21 protein-coding genes are annotated in these 23,434 nt (G+C 70.5%); 10 read left to right on the forward strand and 11 right to left on the reverse strand.

All coding sequences use genetic code 11. The annotated features are described in order from the left end of the window. The first annotated feature begins 51 nt into the window (after positions 1-51). A complete protein-coding gene (locus ASC67_RS13050) occupies positions 52-474 on the forward strand; it encodes a cupin domain-containing protein (RefSeq protein ID WP_056321326.1) in 423 nt (140 codons plus the stop codon). A 58-nt stretch (positions 475-532) separates the two neighbouring features. On the opposite strand, the gene ASC67_RS13055 is transcribed toward ASC67_RS13050, so the two are convergent. Then, a complete protein-coding gene (locus ASC67_RS13055) occupies positions 533-1,192 on the reverse strand; it encodes a glutathione S-transferase family protein (protein ID WP_056321329.1) in 660 nt (219 codons plus the stop codon). 132 nt (positions 1,193-1,324) lie between these two features. On the opposite strand from ASC67_RS13055, the gene ASC67_RS13060 reads away from it, so the two are divergent. The 3 genes from ASC67_RS13060 (at position 1,325) to ASC67_RS13070 (ending at position 3,786) form a co-directional block, all read left to right on the forward strand. Further along, complete coding sequence (locus ASC67_RS13060) at positions 1,325-2,545, forward strand: polyhydroxyalkanoate depolymerase (protein WP_056321333.1); 1,221 nt, start codon at positions 1,325-1,327, stop codon at positions 2,543-2,545. Positions 2,546-2,610: 65 nt separating this feature from the next. Continuing rightward, complete coding sequence (locus ASC67_RS13065) at positions 2,611-3,255, forward strand: DsbA family oxidoreductase (RefSeq protein ID WP_056321337.1); 645 nt, start codon at positions 2,611-2,613, stop codon at positions 3,253-3,255. A 99-nt stretch (positions 3,256-3,354) separates the two neighbouring features. After that, entirely contained in the window at positions 3,355-3,786 is a 432-nt protein-coding gene (locus tag ASC67_RS13070; protein WP_056321340.1) for a YciI family protein, read from the forward strand. A gap of 34 nt (positions 3,787-3,820) precedes the next feature. Here the strand turns inward: ASC67_RS13070 and ASC67_RS13075 are convergent, their stop codons facing one another. From ASC67_RS13075 to ASC67_RS13090, 4 genes are read right to left on the reverse strand one after another with little or no spacing between them, the layout of a single operon-like run. Continuing rightward, positions 3,821-5,308 (reverse strand): virulence factor family protein, encoded by a 1,488-nt coding sequence (locus ASC67_RS13075; RefSeq protein ID WP_056321342.1) that lies wholly within the window; start codon positions 5,306-5,308, stop codon positions 3,821-3,823. After that, complete coding sequence (gene mprF, locus ASC67_RS13080; protein WP_082536009.1) at positions 5,305-7,905, reverse strand: bifunctional lysylphosphatidylglycerol flippase/synthetase MprF; 2,601 nt, start codon at positions 7,903-7,905, stop codon at positions 5,305-5,307. The genes ASC67_RS13075 and mprF overlap by 4 nt, the downstream gene beginning before the upstream one ends. 31 nt (positions 7,906-7,936) lie before the next feature. Beyond that, positions 7,937-8,494 carry a ribonuclease E activity regulator RraA gene (gene rraA / locus ASC67_RS13085; RefSeq protein WP_235566318.1) on the reverse strand — a complete coding sequence of 186 codons (558 nt, stop codon included), beginning with the start codon at positions 8,492-8,494 and terminating at the stop codon, positions 7,937-7,939. Then, entirely contained in the window at positions 8,491-8,982 is a 492-nt protein-coding gene (locus tag ASC67_RS13090) for an Lrp/AsnC family transcriptional regulator (RefSeq protein WP_056321344.1), read from the reverse strand. Before ASC67_RS13090 ends, rraA begins: the two co-directional genes overlap by 4 nt. Positions 8,983-9,085: 103 nt before the next feature. Between ASC67_RS13090 and ASC67_RS13095 the strand changes: the two genes are divergently transcribed. Continuing rightward, positions 9,086-10,009 carry an EamA family transporter gene (locus tag ASC67_RS13095; protein WP_056321348.1) on the forward strand — a complete coding sequence of 308 codons (924 nt, stop codon included), beginning with the start codon at positions 9,086-9,088 and terminating at the stop codon, positions 10,007-10,009. 15 nt (positions 10,010-10,024) lie between these two features. On the opposite strand, the gene ASC67_RS13100 is transcribed toward ASC67_RS13095, so the two are convergent. Genes ASC67_RS13100 through ASC67_RS13110 form a run of 3 tightly spaced genes read right to left on the reverse strand, consistent with a single transcriptional unit; the run spans position 10,025 to position 13,575 of the window. Further along, entirely contained in the window at positions 10,025-10,507 is a 483-nt protein-coding gene (locus ASC67_RS13100) for an META domain-containing protein (RefSeq protein ID WP_235566319.1), read from the reverse strand. Positions 10,508-10,552: 45 nt separating this feature from the next. Then, positions 10,553-12,247 (reverse strand): thiamine pyrophosphate-binding protein, encoded by a 1,695-nt coding sequence (locus ASC67_RS13105; RefSeq protein WP_056321355.1) that lies wholly within the window; start codon positions 12,245-12,247, stop codon positions 10,553-10,555. A 59-nt stretch (positions 12,248-12,306) separates the two neighbouring features. Further along, positions 12,307-13,575 carry an MFS transporter gene (locus ASC67_RS13110; RefSeq protein WP_056321358.1) on the reverse strand — a complete coding sequence of 423 codons (1,269 nt, stop codon included), beginning with the start codon at positions 13,573-13,575 and terminating at the stop codon, positions 12,307-12,309. 64 nt (positions 13,576-13,639) lie between these two features. Here ASC67_RS13110 and ASC67_RS13115 point away from each other — a divergent pair, with 64 nt between their 5' ends. Further along, a complete protein-coding gene (locus ASC67_RS13115; RefSeq protein ID WP_056321361.1) occupies positions 13,640-14,500 on the forward strand; it encodes a helix-turn-helix domain-containing protein in 861 nt (286 codons plus the stop codon). A 26-nt stretch (positions 14,501-14,526) separates the two neighbouring features. Here ASC67_RS13115 and ASC67_RS20310 read toward each other — a convergent pair whose 3' ends face one another. Beyond that, positions 14,527-15,072 carry a hypothetical protein gene (locus ASC67_RS20310; protein WP_235566320.1) on the reverse strand — a complete coding sequence of 182 codons (546 nt, stop codon included), beginning with the start codon at positions 15,070-15,072 and terminating at the stop codon, positions 14,527-14,529. Positions 15,073-15,271: 199 nt separating this feature from the next. Here ASC67_RS20310 and nadA point away from each other — a divergent pair, with 199 nt between their 5' ends. From nadA to ASC67_RS13135, 3 genes are all read left to right on the forward strand, one after another. Next, entirely contained in the window at positions 15,272-16,387 is a 1,116-nt protein-coding gene (gene nadA / locus ASC67_RS13125) for a quinolinate synthase NadA (protein WP_056321368.1), read from the forward strand. Then, positions 16,387-17,259, forward strand: coding sequence for a carboxylating nicotinate-nucleotide diphosphorylase (gene nadC / locus ASC67_RS13130; RefSeq protein ID WP_200946939.1), 873 nt, complete (start codon positions 16,387-16,389; stop codon positions 17,257-17,259). Before nadA ends, nadC begins: the two co-directional genes overlap by 1 nt. An 84-nt stretch (positions 17,260-17,343) precedes the next feature. After that, positions 17,344-17,628, forward strand: a complete 285-nt coding sequence (locus tag ASC67_RS13135; protein WP_056321371.1) for a late competence development ComFB family protein — start codon at positions 17,344-17,346, stop codon at positions 17,626-17,628. 18 nt (positions 17,629-17,646) lie between these two features. Here ASC67_RS13135 and nadB read toward each other — a convergent pair whose 3' ends face one another. Further along, on the reverse strand, positions 17,647-19,275 hold the full coding sequence (gene nadB, locus ASC67_RS13140; protein ID WP_056321375.1) for an L-aspartate oxidase: 1,629 nt from the start codon (positions 19,273-19,275) through the stop codon (positions 17,647-17,649). A 169-nt stretch (positions 19,276-19,444) separates the two neighbouring features. Here nadB and ASC67_RS13145 point away from each other — a divergent pair, with 169 nt between their 5' ends. Continuing rightward, entirely contained in the window at positions 19,445-20,743 is a 1,299-nt protein-coding gene (locus tag ASC67_RS13145; protein ID WP_056321378.1) for a hypothetical protein, read from the forward strand. 51 nt (positions 20,744-20,794) lie between these two features. Here the strand turns inward: ASC67_RS13145 and clpB are convergent, their stop codons facing one another. Next, positions 20,795-23,398, reverse strand: a complete 2,604-nt coding sequence (clpB, locus tag ASC67_RS13150) for an ATP-dependent chaperone ClpB (protein WP_056321379.1) — start codon at positions 23,396-23,398, stop codon at positions 20,795-20,797. Between the last annotated feature and the right edge of the window lie 36 nt (positions 23,399-23,434).

Consider the following 23,434-nt stretch of genomic DNA (forward strand, 5'->3'; position numbering starts at 1 on the left):
AACGGTTTGTGCATGGCAGCAATCCACTACCAACCCCGGAGGGCCCCAGCCATGCTCGATCGCACCGCCACGAAGTTCTCCCACGTCAAGCCGACCGACACCAACTTCCGCAGCGATGGCCTGCGCGACTTCTTCCTCTACCGCGACCTGGGCATCGCCGAGGCGACCAACGGCAAGGTGATCGCGCAACTCGTGATCGCGAACAATGCACCGGAGAAAGGCACCGGATGGCACCGCCATGAGGCGGAGTTCCACATCGTGATCATGCTCAGGGGCTGGGCGAAGTTCATGTACGAGGATCAGGAGACGCTCGTCTCGGCCGGTGATTGCGTGCACCAGCGCCCGGGCGTGCGGCATTTCCTGTTCGACTACTCGCCCGACATGGAGTACCTGGAAGTCGTCGGCCCGGCCGACTTCACCACCATCGACGTCGACCCGGTCTGCGACATCCCCGCGCCCAAGGGCTGGTTCTGAAGGAGTCAGGCCCGTTTCCCCGCCAGGGCGGAAACGGGCCGGCTGCAGCCGGCGGCGGTCAGAACTCGACCTCGAGTTCCTCCATCGACTCCGGCTCGGTCTTCGCGGCGGCGATCCATTCCTGCATCTCCGGCATCGCCATCACCCGCAGGCAGTATTCGATGCACGCGCGGTCGCTGATGCGCACGTCGTAGGTCTTGAGCCGCGTGACCACCGGCGCGTACATCGCATCGGCCATCGTGCGGTGCTCGCCGAACAACCACGGGCCGCCGTAGCGCTTCAGGCAGTCCGACCAGATCTCGACCACGCGCTCGATGTCCGACTCGGCCCGGCTCCACACCTTGTAGCCCGGGAAACTGCCCTTCAGGTTCATGGGCAGCGCCGAACGCAGAGAGCTGAAGCCCGAGTGCATCTCGCCGCAGACGGCGCGGCAATGCGCGCGCGCAGCCCGGTCGGCCGGCAACAGCCCGGCCTTGGGCTTGATCTCGTGCAGGTACTCGGCGATCGCCAGGGTGTCCCACACGTCGACCTTGTCGTGGCGCAGCCGCGGCACCAGGATCGACGGCGCCAGCAGCAGGATCTCGGCCTTCACGCCCGGGTCGTCGGGCGGGAGGATGTTCTCGCTGAAGTCCAGCCCGGCAAACCGCGCGAGCAGCCAGCCGCGCAGGGACCACGACGAATAATTCTTGCTGCTGATCGTGAGCGTGGCCTTGGCCATGGTGCATCCATCCTCCTGGTGCACTCCCTCCCGCAATCGCTGTGCCAGCTTGGGGCGGCTCCGCCTCATGGCCTGCAACTTGCCTGCAGTCCCGGGCATAACCCCGCCTGTCGACGGGGGACGAGGCAGCCCATGATGTATCTGGCCTACCAGAACCACACCGATCTGCTGTCGCCGCTCCAGGCGGCGGCCAGCACCGCCGCGAGCTATCTCAGCCACGAGTGGTTCGTCCTGAAACAGCTGCCGGCGGTGCGCAAGGTGGCCGCCGCCTGCGAGGTGTTCTCGCTCGCCAAGCTCACGCACCAGCGGCCCGACTTCCGCATCAGCTCCGTGCGGGTCGGCGAGCGCGAGCTGAAGGTGCGCGAGGAGGTGGTGACCACCACGCCCTTCGCCACCCTGCTGCGCTTCGTGCGCGAGGACGCCCCGGCCGACCAGCCGCGTGTGCTGATCGCGGCGCCGCTGTCGGGTCACTTCGCCACGCTGCTGCGCGACACGGTGCGCACGATGATGGCCGACCACGACGTCTACATCACCGACTGGCACAACGCCCGCCACGTGCCGCTGGTCGAAGGCCCGTTCGGGCTCGACGAGTACATCGAGCACCTGATCCTGTTCCTGGAGACCATGGGCCCCGGCTCGCACCTGATGGCGATCTGCCAGCCCTGCGTGCCGGCACTGGCCGCGGTGGCCCTGATGAGCGAGGACGACAACCCGGCGCAGCCCCGCAGCATGTCGCTGATGGCCGGTCCGATCGACTGCCGCATCAACCCGACCGAGGTGAACAAGCTTGCGACCAGCAAGCCGATCGAGTGGTTCGAGAAGAACCTGGTGCACGACGTGCCGTTGCGCTATGCCGGTGCGATGCGGCGTGTCTACCCCGGTTTCCTGCAGCTCACCGCCTTCATGAGCATGAACCCCGACCGGCACCGCAAGGCCTTCGCCGATCTGTACCACCACATCGCCACCGGCGACATCGAGAAGGCCGAGGCCACGCGGCAGTTCTACGAGGAGTACTTCGCCGTCAACGACCTGGCCGCCGAGTTCTACCTCGAGACCGTGAAGCTGGTGTTCCAGGATTACGCGCTGGCGCGCGGCGAGTTGAACTACCGCGGCCGCAAGGTCGACACCAAGGCGATCCGCCGCACCGCCCTCTTCACCGTCGAGGGCGAGCGCGACGACATCTGCTCGATCGGCCAGACCGTCGCCGCGCACGACCTGTGCGGTGGCCTCGCGCCCTTCCGCAAGACCCACCACGTGCAGCTCGGAGTCGGTCACTACGGCGTGTTCAGCGGCCGGCGCTGGCAGCAGCAGATCTACCCGCGGGTGCGCGAGCTGATCCATGTGAGTCAGTGACGGCCACGCGCTCTGGAAAGCTGCCGTCGCAGGGCGCCGAGGGTCGGCCGGTAGACTGATCCTCCATGAAGCGGATGAAGATCGATTTCGTGTCCGACGTGGTCTGCCCCTGGTGCGCCATCGGCCTGAACGCGCTGGAGCAGGCCCTCCGGCGACTCGAGGGCGAGGTCGCGGCCGAGCTGCACTTCCAGCCCTTCGAGCTGAACCCGCAGATGCCGCCCGAAGGCGAGGAGATCGTCGCCCACCTGACCCGCAAGTACGGCATCACGCCGGAAGACTGCGCACGCAATGCCGAAACGATCCACCAGCGCGGCGAGTCGGTGGGCTTCCGCTTCGAGCCGGGCCAGCGCCGCCGCACCTACAACACCTTCGACGCACACCGGCTGCTGCACTGGGCCGGCCTCGAAGGCCGCCAGCGCGAACTGAAGCATGCGTTGCTGCGCGCCTACTTCACCGACGGCGAAAACGTCGCCGACCCCGGCCTGCTGGTGCGCGTGGCGGGCGAGGCGGGGCTCGACCCGCAACGCGCGCAGGCTCTGCTGGCCTCAGACGAGTTTGCAGCCGAGGTGCGCGAACAGGAGCAGCTCTGGCTCGACCGCGGCATCCACTCGGTGCCCTCGATCGTCATCGACGGCCGGCACCTGGTCCAGGGTGGCCAGCCGGTCGAGGTGTTCGAGCAGGTGTTGCGGGAGCTGGCCGGCAAGGCTTGATCGGCACCCTGTGCCGCCTTGTCGAGATCGGGCCCGCCCGTTCGTCGTGGGAGTGGAAGCCGGACGTTCCCCTCCCAACCTGCACGCAAGGAGACCGACATGCGATTCATGGTGATGATCAAGGCCGACCGCCACAGCGAAGCAGGCGAGATGCCCAACGAACAACTGCTCGCCGAGATGGGCCGGTTCAACGAAGAGCTGGTGAAGGCCGGCGTCATGCAGGCCGGCGAAGGCCTGCACCCCAGCTCCAAGGGCGCACGCGTGCGCTTCTCGGGCCGTGACCGCCGGGTGATCGACGGGCCATTCGCCGAGACCAAGGAACTGATCGCCGGCTTCTGGATCTGGCAGTGCGCCTCGCTGCAGGAGGCGATCGACTGGGTCAAGCGCTGCCCCAACCCGATGCCGGGCGACTCGGAGGTCGAGATCCGGCAGGTCTTCGAGGCCGACGACTTCGGTGCGGAGTTCACGCCGGAGTTGCGCGCGCAGGAAGAGCGGCTGCGCGCGGAGATCGCCAGCCGGTCGGCGACCTGACGATCACTAGTCCGCCCGCGTCGGGCCGACGGGCTCAGCGCGGCGGCGGCGAGACCGGCACCGCCTCCAGGATCCGGCCGGCCAGCGCGTCGTAGTCGCCGCCGAAGTGGTGCCCGCCCGGCAGCACCAGCGCACGCACGTGCTTCGGCGCGAGCTGGGGGCACAGGGAATCGCGTTCGTCGCTGCCGTGGATGCACAGCGTGCCTGCGGCCGACAGCTTCTGCGCCTCGGGGGCGATCGGGCGGTCGCCGCTGGCGCCGATCCAGTGGGTGACGTGGAACTCGAAGGCCGCCTTCTGGCCCAGGCCCAGCAGCGCCGTCAGCCGCACGCTGGCGCGCGTGCGGGCCGGCAGGCGGTTGATCGCGAAGGGCAGCACGTCGGCGCCCTGCGAGTAGCCGATCAGCAGCACCTCGCTGCGTTGCCAGCGCGCGGCGTAGTAGCGGATCAGGCGGTCCAGGTCGGCCGCCAGCCCCTCGGGCGTGCGCGCGCTCCAGAAGTAGCGCAGCGAATCGAAGCCGGCCACCGGCACGCCCTGCTTCGCCAGCGCGGCGGCGATGCTCTTGTCGATACCAGCCCAGCCGCCATCCCCCGACAGCAGGACGGCGAAGCGCCGCGCGTTGCCCGCATCGCCACCGGCGGCCGCCGTCGCCGGCACCTCGACGATCGGCAGGTCGGCCAACTGGGCTGGTGGCGCACCGAGCGAAACGCGGTAGGCAGCCAGGCGCGCATAGGCCGCGTCGAAGCCCGCGGTCGCGTCGCTTTTGCCCGGCGTGGCGGCCCCCGTGCCCGGCGGCAGCGCCACCCAACTGGCCTGCGCGACGCGCGCGACGAAGGCCTGGGCCACGCTCGCGCTGCAGGCTGCGGTCTCGTCGCCGCTCTGCACGGCCGCCCAGGGCGCGATCGCCTGGGTGGCCGGCAGCAACTCGACGCCACGACCACCGGCTGCCGCCTGCCAGCGCAGCGCGTTGGTGGCGCACAGCGGCGTCCTGTCGTCCAGGCGTGGGCAGAAGCCCAGCGACAGCGCCGACACGAAGCTGCCGGCCGGCGCCTGCGCCAGCACGCCGTAGGCGAAGGCGGCCCGCGGCGTGCCGGCACCGACCAGCAGCGGCTCCAGGTAGGTCGGCAGCTTCTCGATGGCCTGCACCTGGTGGGCCAGGTTCTCGAAGGCGCCCGCCGCGTACAGGCAGCTGCCGCCCTGCGCCTCGAGCCGGCGATGGAACGGCGCCAGCGGCACGGCCGCCACCAGGGCGCCGGCCTTCGTCATGGACTGCAGCAGTTGCCGCTCGGTGGCGTCGGGCCCGGCCTCGTCCGCCAGCATCAGCACGAACTGCTTCACCTCGCCCGCGGGACGAAAGACCTGCACGCCGGTGAACAGGCCGTGCGACACCGTCGGCGCGGCAGCGGCGGCCGGCTTCTGCAGCGGCGCCGATGCCGGCGGTGCCGTCCGGGCCGGGGCCGCCACCGACGCCATGACCGCACCGGCCAGCGCCACCGCGAACGCGAGTGCGCGCCGCCCGCTCATCGGGCGATCACGCCCTTGACGCCGCCGCCGATCAGCGCGGCCACGTCGACCAGCACGAACAGCGGCGCCACGCCGCCGGGTGCGGCCAGGTAGCGCGCCTCCCAGACCGGCTCGAACTTGTCCTTGAAGCTGTGCAGGCCGCGGAAGTTGTAGAAGCGCTCGCCGTGCTCGAACAGCAGCCGCCCCAGCCGCTGCCAGCGCGGCGCACGGCGCCGCTCGGCCATGCCGGCCATCGGCGACATGCCCAGGCCGAAGCGCTGGTAGCCCTGGGCCTGCAGGTGCAGCATGATCTTGGCGAACAGGAAATCCATCGTGCCGGGCGGCGACTCCGGCAGGTGACGCATCAGGTCGACGCTGGCCTCGTCCTTCGCGTCGGTCGCCAGCAGGTTGGCGAAGGCGATGATGCGGCCTTCGCGCCGCACCACCGCGACCGGCAACTGCTGCAGGTAGCGCTCGTCGAAGCGGCCGACCGAGAAGCCCTTCTCGCGCGATTTCTGCTGGCCGAGCCAGGCATCGGACACCGCGCGCAGTTCCGGCAGCGCCGCACCGACCGCCGCCGGCGCCAGCACCTCGAAGCTCAGGCCCTCGCGTTCGCCGCGGTTCACGCCGGAGCGCAGGTTGGCGCGCTTGGCGCCCTTGAGGTCGAAGTCGGGCAGGGTGACGTGCGCATGCTCGCCCAGCTTGAAGGCCTGCAGGCCGCAGTCCAGGTAGAGCGGCAGCGCGACCGGTCGCACCTGGTAGAAGGCCGCGCGGCCCCCGTGCGCCGCCGCCAGCTCGACGAAGCGCCACACGAGGTCGGGCCATTCGCGCGCATCGCCCATCGGGCCGAACAGCGACACCCAGGAGCGGCCCTGCTTTCCGAACATCAGGAAGCTGCGCCCCGACGGCGAGAACAGCAGGTGCTTGTCACCCACCAGCGCATAGCAGCCGTCGGACGACGGGCTGCCTCGCACCACGGCAGCCGCGCGCTCGATCTCCTCGGCCGTGGCCGGCGCCGCGCCGCCGGCCGGTGGGCGCAGCAACTGCCACAGGCCGAAGGCCAGGCCGATCAGCGCGACGCCCATCAGCGCGCGCAGCGAGCGCGGCGCATGCGCGTCGAGCTCGAACTGCCACCACAGCCGATGGCTGTAGGCGACCTCCTGGTAGGCGAAGAACAGCACCCACGCGCAGGCGGCGATCACACCGCCCAGCGCCAGCAGCCACTCGGGCTCGAGGCGCTGCGCGAACAGCGAGGAAGGTCGGTCGAACTGCCGGCGCGAGATCAGCAGCAGCAGCGCCAGCGTCGACAGCAGCGTCGCCTCGTGCAGTGCAATGCCCTTGGGCAGCGCCAGCACCGCCGCCACGACCGACAGCACGAGCGCCGCCCACCAGGCGGCATCGAGCCGGTGCAACAAGCCGCGCGCGACCATCAACAGCCCCAGGCCGGCGACGCTGCCGAGGAAGTGCGAGGCCTCGATCAGCGGCAGCGGCAGGTCGAGCGCGGCGAGCATCTGCCGTGCGTCCTCGGTCACCGGCGTGACGCCCGAGACCAGCAGCCACAGGCCGGCCACCAGCGCCAGCGCGGCCATCAGCCGCGGGCTGAGGCGCACCGCCAGGCGGCCGACCGGCGCGGCCACGCCGGAGCGCAGTTCGTAGGACGCGAGCAGGGCCGTGGCGAGCACCAGCGGCAGCACGTGGTAGAGGCCGCGGTACAGCAGCAAGGCGCCCAGCATCGCCTCGGTCGGCACGTGCGGGCCGCTGGCCAGCAGCATCACCGCCTCGAACACCCCCACGCCGCCCGGCACGTGGCTCAGGATGCCGGCGGTGATCGCGATGGCATAGAAGGCCACGAAGGTCGGCAGCGCGATGCGGTCGTCGGGCAGCAGGAACCACAACGCCGCGGCCGATGCACCGAGCTCGAGCGCCGAGATCGCCAGCTGGCGCAACGCCAGGCCTGCCGACGGCAACCGCAGCGTCCAGCGCGATCCCAGGTTCAGCACGCGCTGCCGCAGGCACAGCAGCAGGAATACGGCCAGCGCCAGCAGCAGCACCCCGGCGCCCGCGCGCAGCAGCCCGGGCCGCGTGTGCAGCAGCGACGCCACGTCGTCGGCCCCCCACAGCAGCCCGAGCGCGCCGAAGGCGGTGATGCCCAGCGTGAACGCGGCGGCGTTGAAGGCGATCACGCGCGCGATCTGCGGCGGCGCCAGCCCGGCCGCGGCGTACAGCCGCATCCGCACCGCGCCGCCGGTCAGCGGACCGAGACCGATGGTGTTGGACAGCGCATAGGCGACGAACGAGGTCAGCAGCACCGTGCTGCGCCCGACCCTGGCGCCCGCATAGGCCAGCGACGACGCGTCGTAACCGGCCAGCGCGAGATAGCTCGTCGCAGTGGCGAGCAAAGCGAGCGCGATGTCCGGAGACGGCGTGGCGCGCATCGCGGCCATGACGTCGGCGTAGCGCACCTCGCGCAGCAGGCCGTGCAGCGCCAGCGCGACGGCGCTCGCCAGCAGCACGCCCAGCGTGGTGAGCACCCAGGGCCGCAGGCGCAGCCACCACTCGCCCAGCCAAGGCGCGGGCGGTCGGGGTCCGAGCAGGGACGCTGGGCTGGGCTCGGTCACGGGGTGGCGGCCCAACGGCAGGCGGTCGCGCTCAACCGGCCGGCGGCGGCATCACGACGATGCCGTCTTCATCGGCATACAGCCAGTCTCCTGCCCTCACCCACACGCCCTGCACCTGCACCGCCACGTCGCGCTGGCCCTCGTTGCGCTTCTCGGTCGGCAGCGGCATCAGCGCCAGCGCACGGATGCCGACCGCGCTGGCCGCGAGTTCCGCCGCGTCGCGCACGCAGCCGTTCACCAGCACGCCGGCCCAGCCGTTGCGGGCCGCCGCGGTGCCGATGTTGCCGCCGACCAGCGCACGGCGCAGCGAGGCCCCGCCGTCGACCACCAGCACGCGGCCCCGGCCGGGTTCGTCGAGTGCGAGCTTCACGAGGCTGTTGTCCTCGAAGCACTTCACCGTGCTCACCGGCCCGGCGAACTTGCCGATGCCGCCGTAGCTGTGGAACACCGGCGGCAGCACGCGGAAGGCACCGTCGGTGTCGTTCTTGTGCGCGTCGCACAGGTCGCAGGTCGAGAAGGCAAGCCCCTCGCGCGCCTCGGGGCGGCCCGGCGCCGGGCTCGTGTCCGAGGGGTTGGTCGCTGTCGTCATGCGTTCTCCACTTTCCTGATCGGTGGTTTCACGTCCTCGCGGCGCGGCGGCAGCATCGGCTGGTGCTCGCGCGCAGGGTTGAGGATGATGGCGGTCGAGGTCTCGGTGAGGATGCAGAACTTGGTCACCACCGCGTCGAGATGCGCCACGTCGATCACGGCGATCTCGAGGATCCAGCTGTCCTCGCCGGTCACGTTGTAGGCATTGATGACCTCGGGCGTCTGCTGCACCAGCTTCACCACCCGTGCGTACTCGGCGCGGCCCACGCGGATCATCGCGCGGATGCCGTAGCCGAGCGCCTGCAGGTTGACCGTGGCGCGGTAGCCGGTGATGACGCCGGCCGCCTCGAGCTTGCGCACGCGCTCGGTCACGGCGGGCTGGCTGAGGTGGACGCGACGGCCCAGCTCGGCCATGCTCAGCCGGGCCTCGGCCTGCAGTTCGGCCAGGATGCGCGTGTCATAGGCGTCGAGACTCATCGCGGCAGACATGCTGAAGCCTAGCACGCGACTTTCCTGCAAATCAAAGGCGACGACGCCGTCTTTCCTTGATTGCGCTCTTCAGCCGCCGTGCCCGGCTTCGTAGCATTTCCGCATGAGTTCACTGGCCTCTCCCCTGCACCTGCCGCGCCCTGCTTTGTCGCCGCTGGTCCTCGCCTGCCTCGCCGCCACGTGGCTGGTCTGGGGCTCGACCTACCTCGCGATCAAGTTCGCGCTGATCAGCTTCCCGCCCTTCCTGCAGATGGGCTCGCGTTTCCTCGTCGCCGGCATGCTGCTCGCCGCGTGGATGCGCTGGGTGAGGCGCGCGCCGTGGCCGAGCGCCCGGCAGTGGCGGCACGCATTCCTCGTCGGCGCGCTGATGCTCGGCGGCGGCATGGGCGGCACCGCCTACGCCGAGCAGAGCGTGGGCTCCGGCCTCGTGGTCGCGTTCATCGCCGTGGTGCCGGTGATGATGGCGGCCGGTCTGATGCTGTGGCGCGTGTTCCCGAGCCGGCTCGAGGCGGCCGGCATCGCCGTCGGCCTGGGCGGTGTGCTGATGCTGACCCAGGGCGCCGGCTTCCAGGCCTCGGCCGCCGGCCTGGTGGCGATCGCACTGGCCTGCCTGACCTGGACCGCCGGCAGCCTGCTGAGCCAGCGCCGCACGCCGCTGGCGCCCGGAGCGATGGGCTTCGCGAGCGAGATGCTCTGCGGCGGACTGGTGCTGCTGGCGATGGCCGCGGTGCATGGCGAATACGCCACGTTCGCTCATCAGTGGCCCCCGGCACCGGTCGCCGTGGCCGCCTGGCTCTACCTGGTGGTGTTCGGCTCGCTGATCGCCTTCAATGCCTACATGCTGCTGCTCGCGCAGGCCTCGCCGGGGCTGGCCTCGAGCTACTGCTTCGTCAACCCGGTGATCGCGCTGCTGCTCGGCGTGTCGCTCGGCGGCGAAACCGTCAGCGGCTACGAGTGGGCCGCGGCCGGTGTGGTGCTGGTGGGCGTGGTGCTGCTGCTCGCCGGTCGGCGGCCCGCGGCAGCCTGAGTCCGGAGCGGGCGCTCAGGGCTTCGCGCCGATGCGCGACGCGCGCAGCAGCACGGCACCGTCGGCATCGGCCAGTGTCAGGAAACCGTGCGGCGGGACGCGTGCGGTGGCGGCACGCTCCAGCGCCGTGAGCACGCGATCCTCCTGCTCCATCGTCGGGGTGGCGCAGGCCATGCGCGTGGTGACGATGGGGCCGATCTTCAGCGTGTTGCCGCTGAGCGTGTAGCGACCGCGCAGCGTGTTGCAGCTGCCGTTGCCGGCCAGTTGACCGTCGGGACCGAAGTCGACGCGGGCCGCGCTGCGGTCGAGCAGCGGCTCGCTGCGCGCCTGCTCGATGCGCCATGCGCCGAGCACGGCCGGGTCGGGCGCAGCGGCCACGTTCGGCGGCGTGGGCGCCGGGACCGGTACCGGCGCCGATGCGGGCGGCGACGGTTGTGATGGCGCCGGCGCCGGAATGGGGATCGGCACCACGCAGGCGCCCAGACTGAGACACGCCATCACGGCAAGAGTCGATCGAAGGTGCATGACAGAACTCCTCGGGATTCAGGGGTGACGCCGCTGCATCGCGGTGGCGCGGATCGCGCTCAGCGTGCTGCGCGTGGTGCTGATCTCGGTGTCGAGTATCAGGTGCAGCAGCGTCGGCTCGTCGCGCGCCAGCGCGGCGGCGAAGGCCGATGCGAAGGCTTCTGTGCGCTCGATGCGCTCGGCCGCCCAGCCGAAGGCGCGTGCGAACAGCACGAAATCGGGATTCACCAGCTCGCTGCCGCTGACGCGGCCGGGGAACTCGCGCTCCTGGTGCATGCGGATGGTGCCGTAGCTCGCGTTGTCGACCAGCACGACGACGAGGCGGGCGCCGTGGGCCCGCGCCGTGGCCAGCTCCTGCGCGGTCATCAGCCCGTCGCCGTCGCCAGTGAAGGCGACGACGCAGCGGCCCGGCAGCAACAGGCTGGCCGCGATGGCGGCCGGGATGCCGTAGCCCATGGCACCCGAGGTCGGCGACAACTGCGTGCCGAGGCCTCGATAGCGCCAGTAGCGATGCAGCCAGCCGCTGAAGTTGCCGGCGCCGTTGGTGACGACGGTATCGGACGGGGCCAGCCGCTGCACGGTCTTCACCACCTCGGCCAGATCGAGCGGCGCGACCGGCACCGGCACGAGGTTGGCCTGGTAGTCGGCCTGCGCTGCGGCGGCCCAGTCCGACCACGGCACGACGGCCGGCGCGGCGAGCGTCTCCAGGGCGCGTGCCGCCTGCGGCATCGACGACTGCAGCAGCAGGTCTGCGGCGTAGACGCTGCCCAGTTCCTCGGCCCCGGCGTGCAGGTGGATCAGCGTCTGCCGCGGTCGCGGCGCCTCCAGCAGCGCATAGCCGCCGGTGGTCATCTCGCCCAGCCGCGGGCCGATGGCCAGCACCAGATCGGCCTCGCGCACCCGCGCTGCCAACCGCGGGTTGACGCCGATGCCCACGTCGCCGGCGTAGAGCGGATGGTGGTTGTCGAACAGGTCCTGGAAGCGGAAGGCGCAGGCCACCGGCAGCTGCCAGTTCTCGGCGAAGCGCTGCAGCGCCTGCACGGCACCGGCGTCCCAGCCGCTGCCGCCGGCGATCAGCAAGGGCCGTTGCGCGGCGAGCAGCCGTGTGCGCACCTCGCGCAGCGCGCCGGGCGCGGGCCAGGCCTGGGCCGGCTCGACGCGCGGCAGCACCGGTGCGGCAGTCGGCGTGCGCAACATGTCCTCGGGCAGCGCCAGCACCACCGGCCCGGGGCGGCCCTGCATCGCGAGGTGGAAGGCCTTCGCCACGTACTCGGGCAGGCGGTCGGCGCTGGCCACCTCGCCCACCCACTTGGCGAAGCCGCCGCTGTTGGGTCCGAACACCGCGCGGTAGTCGAGTTCCTGGAAGGCCTCGCGGTCGCGCACGTCACCGCCCACCTGGCCGATGAACAGGACCATCGGCGTGCTGTCCTGGAAGGCGGTGTGCAGACCGACGGCGGCGTTGGCGGCACCCGGTCCGCGCGTGACGAAGCAGATGCCGGGGCGCCGTGTCAGCTTGCCCTGGGCGTCGGCCATGAACGCCGCTCCGCCTTCCTGGCGGCAGCTGACGAAGCGGATGCGCCCGGCGTGCTCGAGGAAGCCGTCGAGCACCGGCAGGAAGCTCTCGCCCGGCACGCCGAAGCAGGTGCCGACGCCTTGAGCGATCAGCGCCTCGACCAGCGCATGGCCGGCCAGACGCGTGACGGGAGTGTGCATGGGCGGCACTGTAGCCGCGGCGCCGCGGCCCGCGCTGTCCGCCCGCTGGCGCCTCGGACTCAGGTGGCGAGCGCCGGCACGGCGCGGCCGCGCGCGATGCGCAGGCCGACCATCGAAGCCGACATCACGCCCAGCAGCATCATCAGCGCCGCGCCGTGGAACACGCTGTTCGGCTGCCCATGGTCGAGCAAGGCGCCGAACAGCGGCGCGGCGAGCGCGAACCCGATGTCCAGGCCGGAGTACACGGTGCCGTAGACGCGGCCGGTGGCCCCCGGCGGCGCGGCGCGCTTGATCAGCATGTCGCGCGACGGCCCGGCGAGACCGGTCCCGAAACCGGCCAGCGAGGCCGCCGCCGCCGCGGCCAGGCCTGGCAGCCAGCCGGTGCCGGTGAGCAGCAGCAGGCCGGCCGATGCCGCCATCGCGACGCCGATGGTGCGCTCCAGGCGTTGGATGCGCGTCACCAGGAAGCCGCCGATCACCATGCCGGCCGCGCCGCACAGCATGTAGCCGGTCACGACGAAGGCGGTCACGGTCAGCGGCAGGCCGTACATCTGCTGCAGCGCCGGGCTGGCGAAGCTCTGGATCGCCGTGAGTGCCGCCGTGGTCCAGAAGAAGAACGCGAAGCACAGCCACACCGACGGCAGCTTCAGGAAGGCCATCGGGTGCTCGTCGACCAGGCCGGCAGCGCCGGGCTTCTTCTCATGAGCCCAGGCACTGGCCCGGTCGTCGATCGCCTCGCGGTTCAGCACCTGAACCACCAGCACCAGCAGCGCCACGCCGCCCGCCGCCGCCGCGGCGATGCGCCAGGAACCGGTGGCCGCGGTCAGGCCGGCCATGAACACCGGGCCGAAGGCCCAGCCGAGGTTGCCGGTGATGCCGTGGACCGAGAACGCGTGGCCGAGACGCGGCTGCGAGACGCGCTTGTTCAGGATCGTGAAGTCGACCGGGTGGAAGGGCGAATTGCCGAGCCCGGCCAGCGCCGAGGCCAGCATCAGCCCGACGTAGCCGTTGGCCGTGGCCGCCATCAGGGCCGACGCGACGAACAGGCTCAGGGCCAGGAACAGCACCGGCCGCGCGCCGACGCGGTCGACCAGGAAGCCGGCCAGCGCCTGGCCGATGCCCGAGACCACGAAGAAGGTGGTGACGAGCAGCCCGAGCTCGGAATAGCTGAGGCCGAAGTCGCGGATGAAGGCCGGGAACAGCGGCGGCAACAGCATGTGGAAGAAGTGCGAGGTGCCGTGCGCCAAGCCGACCAGGCCGATGGTGCGGGCGTCCTGGCGCAGCGTGGCGCCAGCGGCCGGCGAAGAAGCGAAAGCTGGAATCTGCATGCCCCGATGCTAGGTGGGGTCGGCGCGGCGCGCTTACGATAGCGGGACAACTTCTATCGCGATCATGCCAAGACCTGCCTCGCCCCGCACGAAGCCCGCATCGACCAGCGTCGGCCCGCTGACCCCGCACCTGTTCACGCCGACGGCCGAGCGCCCGCTGCGCGCGAAGCAGCACACGCTGGCAACCGACACGCGCGTGGCGCCGCACAACCATGCCTGGGCCCAGCTGGCGTGGTCGGCCACCGGTGTGATGCGGCTGACGGCCGAGCGCGGCACCTATCTCGTGCCGCCCTCGCGCGCGGTGTGGGTGCCGCCCGGCATCGAGCACGCGATCACCGTGGTCGAGACGGCCGAGCTGCGCACGCTCTACCTGCACCAGCGACCCGGCCGCTGCGGACCGCAGCGCGACGACGCGGTGGGCAGCGACTGGCGGCACTGCCGGGTGCTCGAGGTGTCGGAGCTGCTGCGCGCGCTGATGCTGGCGCTGCCGACCGGCCCCGATGGCGAGCCGCCGGGCGCGGACGAGCTGGCGCGCGAGAAACTGATCGCCCCGCTGCTGGCCGACGAATTGAAGCGCGCCGCGCCGGTGCCGCTGGGCGTCGCGCTGCCGCAGGACAAGCGTTTGCGCACGCTGTGCGAGGCGGTGCTCGACGACCCGACGCGCCACGACACGCTGGCCGACTGGTCGCGCGATGTCGGCGCCAGCGAGCGCACGGTGGCGCGGCTGTTCCGCCAGGACCTGGGCACGAGCTTCGTGCAGTGGCGCCAGCAGGTGCTGCTGGCACGCGCGCTGTCCCTCGCTGCGCGCGGCACGCCGATGGGCCAGATCGCCACCGAGCTGGGCTATGCGAGCCCCAGCGCGTTCAGCGCAATGGTGAGGCGCTCGGTGGGCGCGCCGCCGAGCCGCTTCTTCGCGTCGGCTTGAGATGCAGGAACCCCTTGCGACGACGGTCAGTCCTCACAGTAGCCTTCTGTGGGAAAGGCGGTGGAGGTCCCGGACAAGGCGGCCATGTACTTCATATAGCGCGCCGCACGCTCCGGGGTGTTGGCGGTGATCGCTTCGATCTTCAAGCCGATGTCATAGGACAGGCGTCGCTCCGGGTCGAAGCTGTCGGCGAGGCAGGCCGTGGCGGCCATGCTGGCGCGGCCCAACTCGGCGACGGCGGCCTTGTCGTTCACGTTGACCAGCAAGCTGCGCTGCTGGACTCGCGCCGTTTGCTGCGCCGCCTTCCATTGCGCGTCGGTGAGCGAGAGCGCCGCAATATAGGCATCGATGTCGTCACGCACGCCGTTGCCGTTGGCATCGGGCCCTCGAACATCTGGGCTGCGATCCAGCTCCGGCACCTTGCCCTGTTGATTCGGCCGTGCTGTTGCAGTGCGCGATGATTGTGCGGTGTCGGGCGGCACGGGCTGCGCAAGAGCAGCCAGTGATGCGGCGGCCACGAGGAGGCCCCGACGTACAGTGCGTGACCAGCGCAAGACCGGATCCATCTTCATGCTTCCTCCCTTTTTGCAAGGCGCCCATGTTGTCGATGCGGGTGCGATCCGACCTACCGCTCCGAGGTGGGAATAAGGGGCGTCACTTGATCGGTGGGAGCATTTGGGCAGGGGTTTTGCATCTCCGACGGACGCACGCGCCCTGTGCAGTTAGGCTTGAAGGACAAACAGCCCTCGACCACTTCTGAACAGCTCGAGAATGACCCAACAGATCCTCTACGACTTCACCAAGCAGGACGCCACCGGCGCCAGCTGCACCTCGCAGGCCTGGGCCAAGGTGCCCGAGCCGCTGACGCCGGCGCGCCGCGATGAGCTGAAGGCGCGTGCCAGGCGTTTGCTCGCCGAGCGCAATGCCGTGCTGGTGGCGCACTATTACGTCGACGGCGACCTGCAGGACCTGGCGCTGGAGAGCGGCGGTTGCGTCTCCGACTCGCTGGAGATGGCGCGCTTCGGGCGCGACCACGCGGCGCAGACCCTGGTGGTGGCCGGCGTGCGCTTCATGGGCGAGAGCGCCAAGATCCTGTCGCCCGAGAAGACCGTGCTGATGCCCGACTTCGACGCGACCTGCTCGCTCGACCTGGGCTGCCCGCCCGAGGACTTCGCCGCCTTCTGCGACGCCCATCCGGATCGCACCGTGGTGGTCTACGCCAACACCAGCGCAGCGGTGAAGGCGCGCGCCGACTGGATGGTGACCAGTTCCTGCGCCGTCGCCATCGTCGAGCACCTGCATGCGCAGGGCAAGAAGGTGCTGTGGGCGCCCGACCGGCACCTGGGCCGCTACATCGCCGAGCACACCGGCGCCGACATGCTGATGTGGCAGGGCGAGTGCATCGTGCACGACGAGTTCAAGGGCCTCGAGCTCGAGCTGATGAAGCGGGAGCACCCCGACGCGCTGGTGCTGGTGCACCCGGAATCGCCCAAGCGCGTGGTCGAGCTGGCCGACGTGGTGGGCTCGACCTCGCAGCTGCTCAACGCCGTGGTGCAGAGTGAGCGCCAGACCTTCATCGTGGCCACCGACAACGGCATCCTGCACCGCATGCGCCAGCTCGCGCCGGGCAAGACGCTGCTGGAAGCGCCGACCGCCGGGAACAGCGCCACCTGCAAGAGCTGCGCGCACTGCCCGTGGATGGCAATGAACGCGCTGCAGGGCGTGGTCGACTGCCTGGAGCGCGGCACTGGCTCCATCACCGTCCCCGAACCGACCCGCGCGCAGGCGCTGGGCTGCATCGAGCGCATGCTGGACTTCGTGAAGGCCAATCCCGGGGCGATCAGCCAGCCGGCTCGCGGCTTCGTCCCCAACATCGGTGCCGCGTGATGCTTTCCTTCGACATCAACGAGACGCTCGACGAGGCGCGTGCGCGCAATGTCCGCGATGCATTGTTCGAGGACCTCGGCCGCGCCGACTGGACAGGCCGCCTGGTGCCTGAAGGCCGGCGGGTGCGCGCGCGCGTGCTGGTGCGCGAGGCGGCGGTGCTGTGCGGCCGACACTGGTTCTTCGACTGCGTGGTCGCACTCGATCCGCAGGCCGACGTGCAGTGGCACTACGCCGAGGGCGCGCGCATGGACGCCGACACGCTGGTGTGCGAGATCGAGGCCGACGCCCGCGCGCTGCTGGCCGCCGAGCGGCCGGCGCTCAATTTCCTGCAATTGCTGTCGGCCACCGCGACACTGACGCGGCGCCACGTCGACGCGATCGCCGGGGCCTCGCCGAACCCGCGCGGCTGCGCCATCCTCGACACCCGCAAGACCCTGCCCGGCCTGCGCCAGGCGCAGAAGTACGCGGTGCGCACCGGCGGCGGCCAGAACCAGCGGCTGGCGCTGTGGCACGGCATCCTGATCAAGGAGAACCACATCGCAGCGGCCGGCGGCATTGCGCAGGTGCTGGCGGCGGCGCGCGAGCTGAACGCGGGTGTCGACATCCAGATCGAGGTGGAGACCCTAGCGCAACTGCGCGAGGCGCTGGACCACGGCGCCGTCAGCGTGCTGCTCGACAACTTCGACCTGTCGCAGATGCGCGAGGCGGTGGCGGCGAACTCGGGCCGCGCGCTGCTGGAGGTGTCGGGGGGCGTCGCGCTGGATCAGGTGCGCGACATCGCCGCCACCGGCGTGGACCGCATCTCGATCGGCCGGTTGACCAAGGACGTGACGGCGACCGATTACTCGATGCGCGTGCTCGGCACCGCCTGAGCACCGGCCTCGCCGGGCGAAAAGCGGGCGCTCTGCCGCGCAATTCGGCATTTGCCGGCGCTGCACGCTCGTGACAATCAGACCATGAGTTCCGAATTCGCGGGCATCCGCAACTACCAGGAACGCGCGGTGTTCGAGGCCGTGCGCACGTGGCGCGACCACTACCCGCTGATCAGCGACGATCTGCTGCCGGACGTGGCCTGCGTGGCACTGAACCGACTGCCCGCACGCTACATCCGCCACGAGGTGGATCTGGTCTTCTACCAGAGCGAGAAGGAACGGCTGCTGGCCGAGCGCCTGGTGTCCAGCGCGGTCGGTTTCGCGTTCGAGTTCGTGCAGGCGCGCACCGCGATGCGGGCGCGTGCCTGAACCCGAGCCGCGCGCGGCTCAGGCCGCCCAGGGCGCGGCCTTGCGCTTGGGCTTGCGCGTCAGGATGGTCGGGAAGCTGACCGGTAGCGTCTGCGGGAAATCGCGGCTGTAGTGCAGCCCGCGGCTTTCGTGGCGGCTGAGCGCCGAACGCACGATGAGCTCGGCGCAATCGACGAGGTTGCGCAGTTCGAGCAGGTCGCGCGTGACGCGGAAGTTGGCGTAATAGTCGTCGATCTCGCTACGCAGCAGCTTGATGCGATGCAGCGCCCGCTCCAGGCGCTTGGTGGTGCGCACGATGCCGACGTAGTTCCACATCAGCAGCCGCAGTTCGTCCCAGTTGTGCGAGATGACGACCTGCTCGTCGGCGTTCTCGACCTGGCTTTCGTCCCAGGCCGGCAGGATCGGGCGACCGCTCTCGTGCTGCGACAGGATGTGCTCGGCGCAGGTCTTGCCCAGCACCACGCATTCGAGCAGCGAGTTGCTGGCCAGCCGGTTGGCACCGTGCAGGCCGGTGTAGGTGGTCTCGCCCACCGCATACAACCCCGGCAGGTCGCTGCGACCGTCGAGGTCGGTGACCACGCCGCCGCAGGTGTAGTGCGCGGCCGGCACCACCGGGATCGGCTGCCTGGAGATGTCGATGCCGAGCGCGAGGCAGCGCGCGAAGATGGTCGGGAAGTGCGACTTCAGGAAGGCCTCGCCGAGGTGCGTGGCATCGAGCCACACGTGGTCGAGGCCGTGCTTCTTCATCTCGAAGTCGATCGCGCGGGCGACCACGTCGCGCGGCGCGAGTTCGAGCCGCTCGTCGTGGGCCGCCATGAAGCGTGTGCCGTCCGGCAGCTTGAGCTGCCCGCCTTCACCGCGCAGCGCCTCGGTGATCAGGAAGCTGCGCTCCTGCGGGTGGTAGAGGCAGGTGGGGTGGAACTGCACGAACTCCATGTTGCCGACGCGGCAACCCGCCCGATAGGCCATCGCGATGCCGTCGCCGGTGGAGGTGTCGGGGTTGGTCGTGTAGCGGTAGACCTTGCCGGCGCCGCCGGTGGCCAGCACCACCGCCGCGGCCGGCAGTGTCTCGACGCGCTGGCGGTCGATGTCGAGCGCGTAGACGCCGTAGCAGCGCGGCGAGCCGTCGGTCTTGAGATGCCGCGAGGTGATCAGGTCGACCGCCATCCAGCGCTCGCGCAGTGTGATGTTCGGATGGCGCTTGACCTCGTCGAGCAGCACGTCGTGGATGGCCTTGCCGGTCGCGTCGGCGGCGTGCGCGATGCGCCGCACTGCATGACCGCCCTCACGGGTGAGGTGCAGGCCGAGCGGGCCTGCGGGGTCGGGCGAGAACGGCACGCCGCGCTCGACCAGCCACTCGACCGCCTCTGCGCTGTGCTGGGCGATGAAGCGCGCGGTGTGCTCGTCGACCAGGCCACCTCCCGCCTCCTGCGTGTCTCGCACATGGCTCTCGATGCTGTCGTCGCTGCCCAGCACACCGACGATGCCGCCCTGCGCCCAGGCCGTGGCGCCCTCGTCGAGGTTGCGCTTCGCGAGCACCACGACCGGATGGGTCGGGGCCAATTGCAGCGCCACCGTCAGGCCGGCCAGACCCGCGCCGATGATCACCACGGGAGACGGGGACGCAGCTTCGTGGCGGGTCGGCATGTCGGCAGTTTCAGGACCGGACGCACCGCAGCGGCGCGCCATCTGGCTCGGATTCTATCGACGGCCCCTGCCATGCCGGCCGGGTGGAAAGATCGGCCCGATCGCCCTCAGGGTGCGCATTACACTTCGTGACATTCACTCCGGATCGCTGCTCAGCCTGGCGTTGTCCATGAGTTTTTCCTCCGACCCCCACAGCCGATCGAGCCGGCCGCCGACCTCGCCGCCGGCCGCGCACGACTGGGAATCGACGCGCGTGCTGACGCAGATCTCGCCGCGCTTCGCCAATGGCCAGGCGGGTACCGCGGCGCAAACGGACGACGCGCAGGACATCGGTCGAGCGGTCGGAAATGGCGTGCGCGAACTGTTCGTCGCGTGCGAGCCGGCCGATGCGATGACGCAGCAGTTCGACCACCTGCAGCCGGAGTTCGTGGCGGTGCACGACCTGGGCACCTCGGCCTCGCGCAAGCTGCTGGGCGGCATCGCAGCGGCCAGCCAGCGTGCCGTGCAGCGGCTGGTGGTGCGGCGCAACGGTGCCGGCACCGTGCTGGCCACCATCGAATACGTCGACTGCCCCGCGGCCAACGGCCGCAGCGTGCGGCTCTACAGCACCGAGGTCGACGCCGACACCCACACCCGCCAGACCCTCGGACGCGTGCTGCTGGGGCGTGCCCGGTTGGGCATCATGATGGTCGGCGATCTGCCGGCCCATGCGCTGACGACGGCGCTGGCGCCGTGGCGCGAGGCCGTGCTGCGCGGCGGCTGGATCTGCCGCCGCATGCTCTTCATGCCGCTGAGCGCGGGGGCGGCGCTGCCGGCCGAGGTGGCCAAGTTCCGAGCGGCCACCGCGCTGGACGCCACGCCCACGGCCCAGGTCACCCGCCCGGCCGACGTCTGGGGGCAGCTCTGCCTGGCGTGGAATGCCTGGCAGCGCCAGACCAAGCCCGGCCAGGATGTGGCCTCGCTGCCGCTGCTGGGTACCGGATCCACGGCCGCTGCCGCGGCCACGGCGGCCAACGCCAGCGCGGCCCGCGCTGCGACCACGGCGCCGATCCCGATGCCGGTGGTCGGCGCACCCTCACCGACGCACGACGAGCCGCTCGAACGCTATCTGCACGACCTGAGCCAGCTCACCGGCGTCGTGAGTGCCTGCGCCTTCGACATCATGACCGGCCAGCCGATCGGCCACGCAGGCGCACGGCCGGGCCCCGATGAGCTGGGGCGCCACGGCAGTTCCGTGCTGGCCACGATGATGAGCGCCAGCCGTGCCCTCGGGCTGGGTGCGGCGGTACCCGACATGTCGGTCACCCTCGGCCAGCACCACCTGCTGCTGCGACCGCTACCCGGGCACCCGGGCGCGGCGCTGCACGTCGTGCTCGACAAGCCCCACGTCTCGCTGGCCCTGATGCTGCTGCAGCTGCGCCGGCTCGACGACGCGCTGCTGCTCGCAGCCCGGCTGCCGCGCGGCTGAGCGAGCCGTGCGGCCGGGCCCGCCGAGGCGGGCCGGTCGGCCGGTCGAGACTCAGTGGACCACGCGCCCGAAGTGGAACTCGCCCGGCGAACGGATCGGGTCCACGTCGACCGGCACCACGTCCTTCGGCGCGAACTTGCCCTCCAGCAGCAGTTTCGACAGCGGGTTCTCGATGCGCTGCTGGATCGCCCGCTTCAGCGGCCGCGCACCGAATACCGGATCGAAGCCCACCTTCGCCAGCTCCGACAGCGCCGCCGCCGACACCTCGAGCCGGATGTCCAGCTTGGCCAGACGCGCCTCCAGCGCCTTGAGCTGGATGCCGGCGATCGCCTCGATGTGCTGCGCGTCGAGCGCATGGAACACCACGGTCTCGTCGATGCGGTTCAGGAACTCCGGCCGGAAGTGCGCCTTCAGCTCGCCCCACACCGCCTCGCGGATCAGCTCCGGGTCCTGCCCAGCCATCTGCATGATGAGGTGAGAGCCGAGGTTGCTGGTCATCACGATCACGGTGTTCTTGAAATCCACCGTGCGGCCCTGTCCGTCGGTCAGACGGCCGTCGTCCAGCACTTGCAGCAGCACGTTGAACACATCCGGGTGGGCCTTCTCGACCTCGTCGAGCAGCAGCACGCTGTAGGGCTTGCGGCGCACCGCCTCGGTCAGGTAGCCGCCCTCGTCGTAGCCGACGTAACCCGGCGGCGCGCCGATCAGGCGTGCGACCGAGTGCTTCTCCATGAACTCGCTCATGTCGATGCGGATCATGGCTTCCTCGGTGTCGAACAGGAAACCGGCCAGTGCCTTGCACAGCTCGGTCTTGCCGACGCCGGTGGGGCCGAGGAACAGGAAGGAGCCTGTGGGGCGATTCGGGTCGGACAGGCCGGCCCGCGAACGGCGGATCGAATCGGACACGGCGCGGATCGCCTCGTCCTGCCCCACCACGCGCTCGTGCAGCTTCACCTCCATGTCGAGCAGCTTCTGCCGCTCGCCCTGCATCAGCTTGGCGACCGGGATGCCGGTGGCGCGCGCCACCACCTCGGCGATCTCTTCGGCGCCGACCAGCGTGCGCAGCAGCGTCGGCTTGCCGTCGACCCCGCCCTTGGCCTCCTTGGCCTGCGCGTCCTTGAGCTTCTTCTCCAGCTCCGGCAGCTTGCCGTACTGCAACTCGGCGACCTTGTTGAAGTCGCCCTTGCGCTTGAATTCCTCGATCTGCGTGCGGATGCGGTCGATGTCTTCCTTCAGGTGCGCCGAGCCCTGGGCCGTGGCCTTCTCGGCCTTCCACACCTCGTCCAGATCGGCCGCCTCGCGCTCGAGCTTCGCGATGTCCTCCTCGATCAGGCCGAAGCGCTTCTGCGAGGCCTCGTCCTTCTCCTTGCGCACCGCCTCGCGCTCGATCTTCAGCTGGATCAGCCGGCGGTCGAGCTTGTCCATCACCTCGGGCTTGGAGTCGATCTCGATCTTGACCTTGGCCGCGGCCTCGTCGATCAGGTCGATGGCCTTGTCGGGCAGGAAGCGGTCGGTGATGTAGCGGTGGCTCAACTCGGCGGCGGCCACGATCGCCGGGTCGGTGATCTCCACGCCGTGGTGGACCTCGTACTTCTCCTGCAGACCGCGCAGGATGGCGATGGTGGCCTCGACGCTCGGTTCACCGACCAGCACCTTCTGGAAGCGGCGCTCGAGCGCCGCGTCCTTCTCGACGTACTTGCGGTACTCGTCGAGCGTGGTGGCGCCGATGCAGTGCAGCTCGCCGCGCGCCAGCGCGGGCTTCAGCATGTTGCCGGCGTCGATCGCGCCCTCGGCCTTGCCGGCGCCCACCATGGTGTGGATCTCGTCGATGAAGACGATGGTCTGGCCCTCGTCCTGCGCCACTTCCTTCAGCACGCTCTTGAGCCGCTCCTCGAACTCGCCGCGGTACTTGGCGCCCGCCAGCAGCAGCGCCATGTCGAGCACCAGCACGCGCTTGCTCTTGAGCGACTCCGGCACCTCGCCGGCCACGATGCGCTGCGCCAGGCCTTCGACGATGGCGGTCTTGCCGACGCCGGGCTCGCCGATCAGCACCGGGTTGTTCTTGGTGCGCCGCTGCAGCACCTGGATCGCGCGACGGATCTCGTCGTCGCGGCCGATCACCGGATCGAGCTTGCCGGCACGGGCGCGCTCGGTCAGGTCGATCGTGTACTTCTTCAGCGCCTCGCGCTGGCCCTCGGACTCGGCGCTGTCGACCTTCTGGCCGCCACGCACCGCGTCGATCGCGGTCTCCAGCGCCTTGCGGGTCAGGCCGTGGCCGCGCACGATGCCGCCGAGATCGGTCTTGGCATCGGCGAGGGACAGCAGGAACATCTCGCTGGCGATGAACTGGTCACCGCGCTTCGCGGCATCGCGCTCGGCCGCCTGCATCAGGGTGACGAAATCGCGGCCGGGTTGTACGCCCTGCCCGCCGCCCTGCACCTGCGGCAGCCCGTTCAGGGCCACGTCCATCGCGGTCCTCAGGGCCGCGGTGTTGGCCCCGGCCCGCTCGAGCAGGGCCTTGGGGCCGTCAGGCTGCGCCAGCATCGCGGCCAGCACGTGGGCCGGCTCGATGTAGGGGTTGTCGCGCGTGACGGCGAGGCTCTGGGCATCGGCCAGCGCTTCCTGGAATTTGGTGGTGAGTTTGTCGATACGCATGGGGGAAATTCCTCCGGATTGCACCGAAGATGGGCC

Origin of the sequence: Methylibium sp. Root1272, assembly GCF_001425905.1 — a bacterium.
Classification (GTDB): Bacteria; Pseudomonadota; Gammaproteobacteria; order Burkholderiales; family Burkholderiaceae_C; genus Methylibium.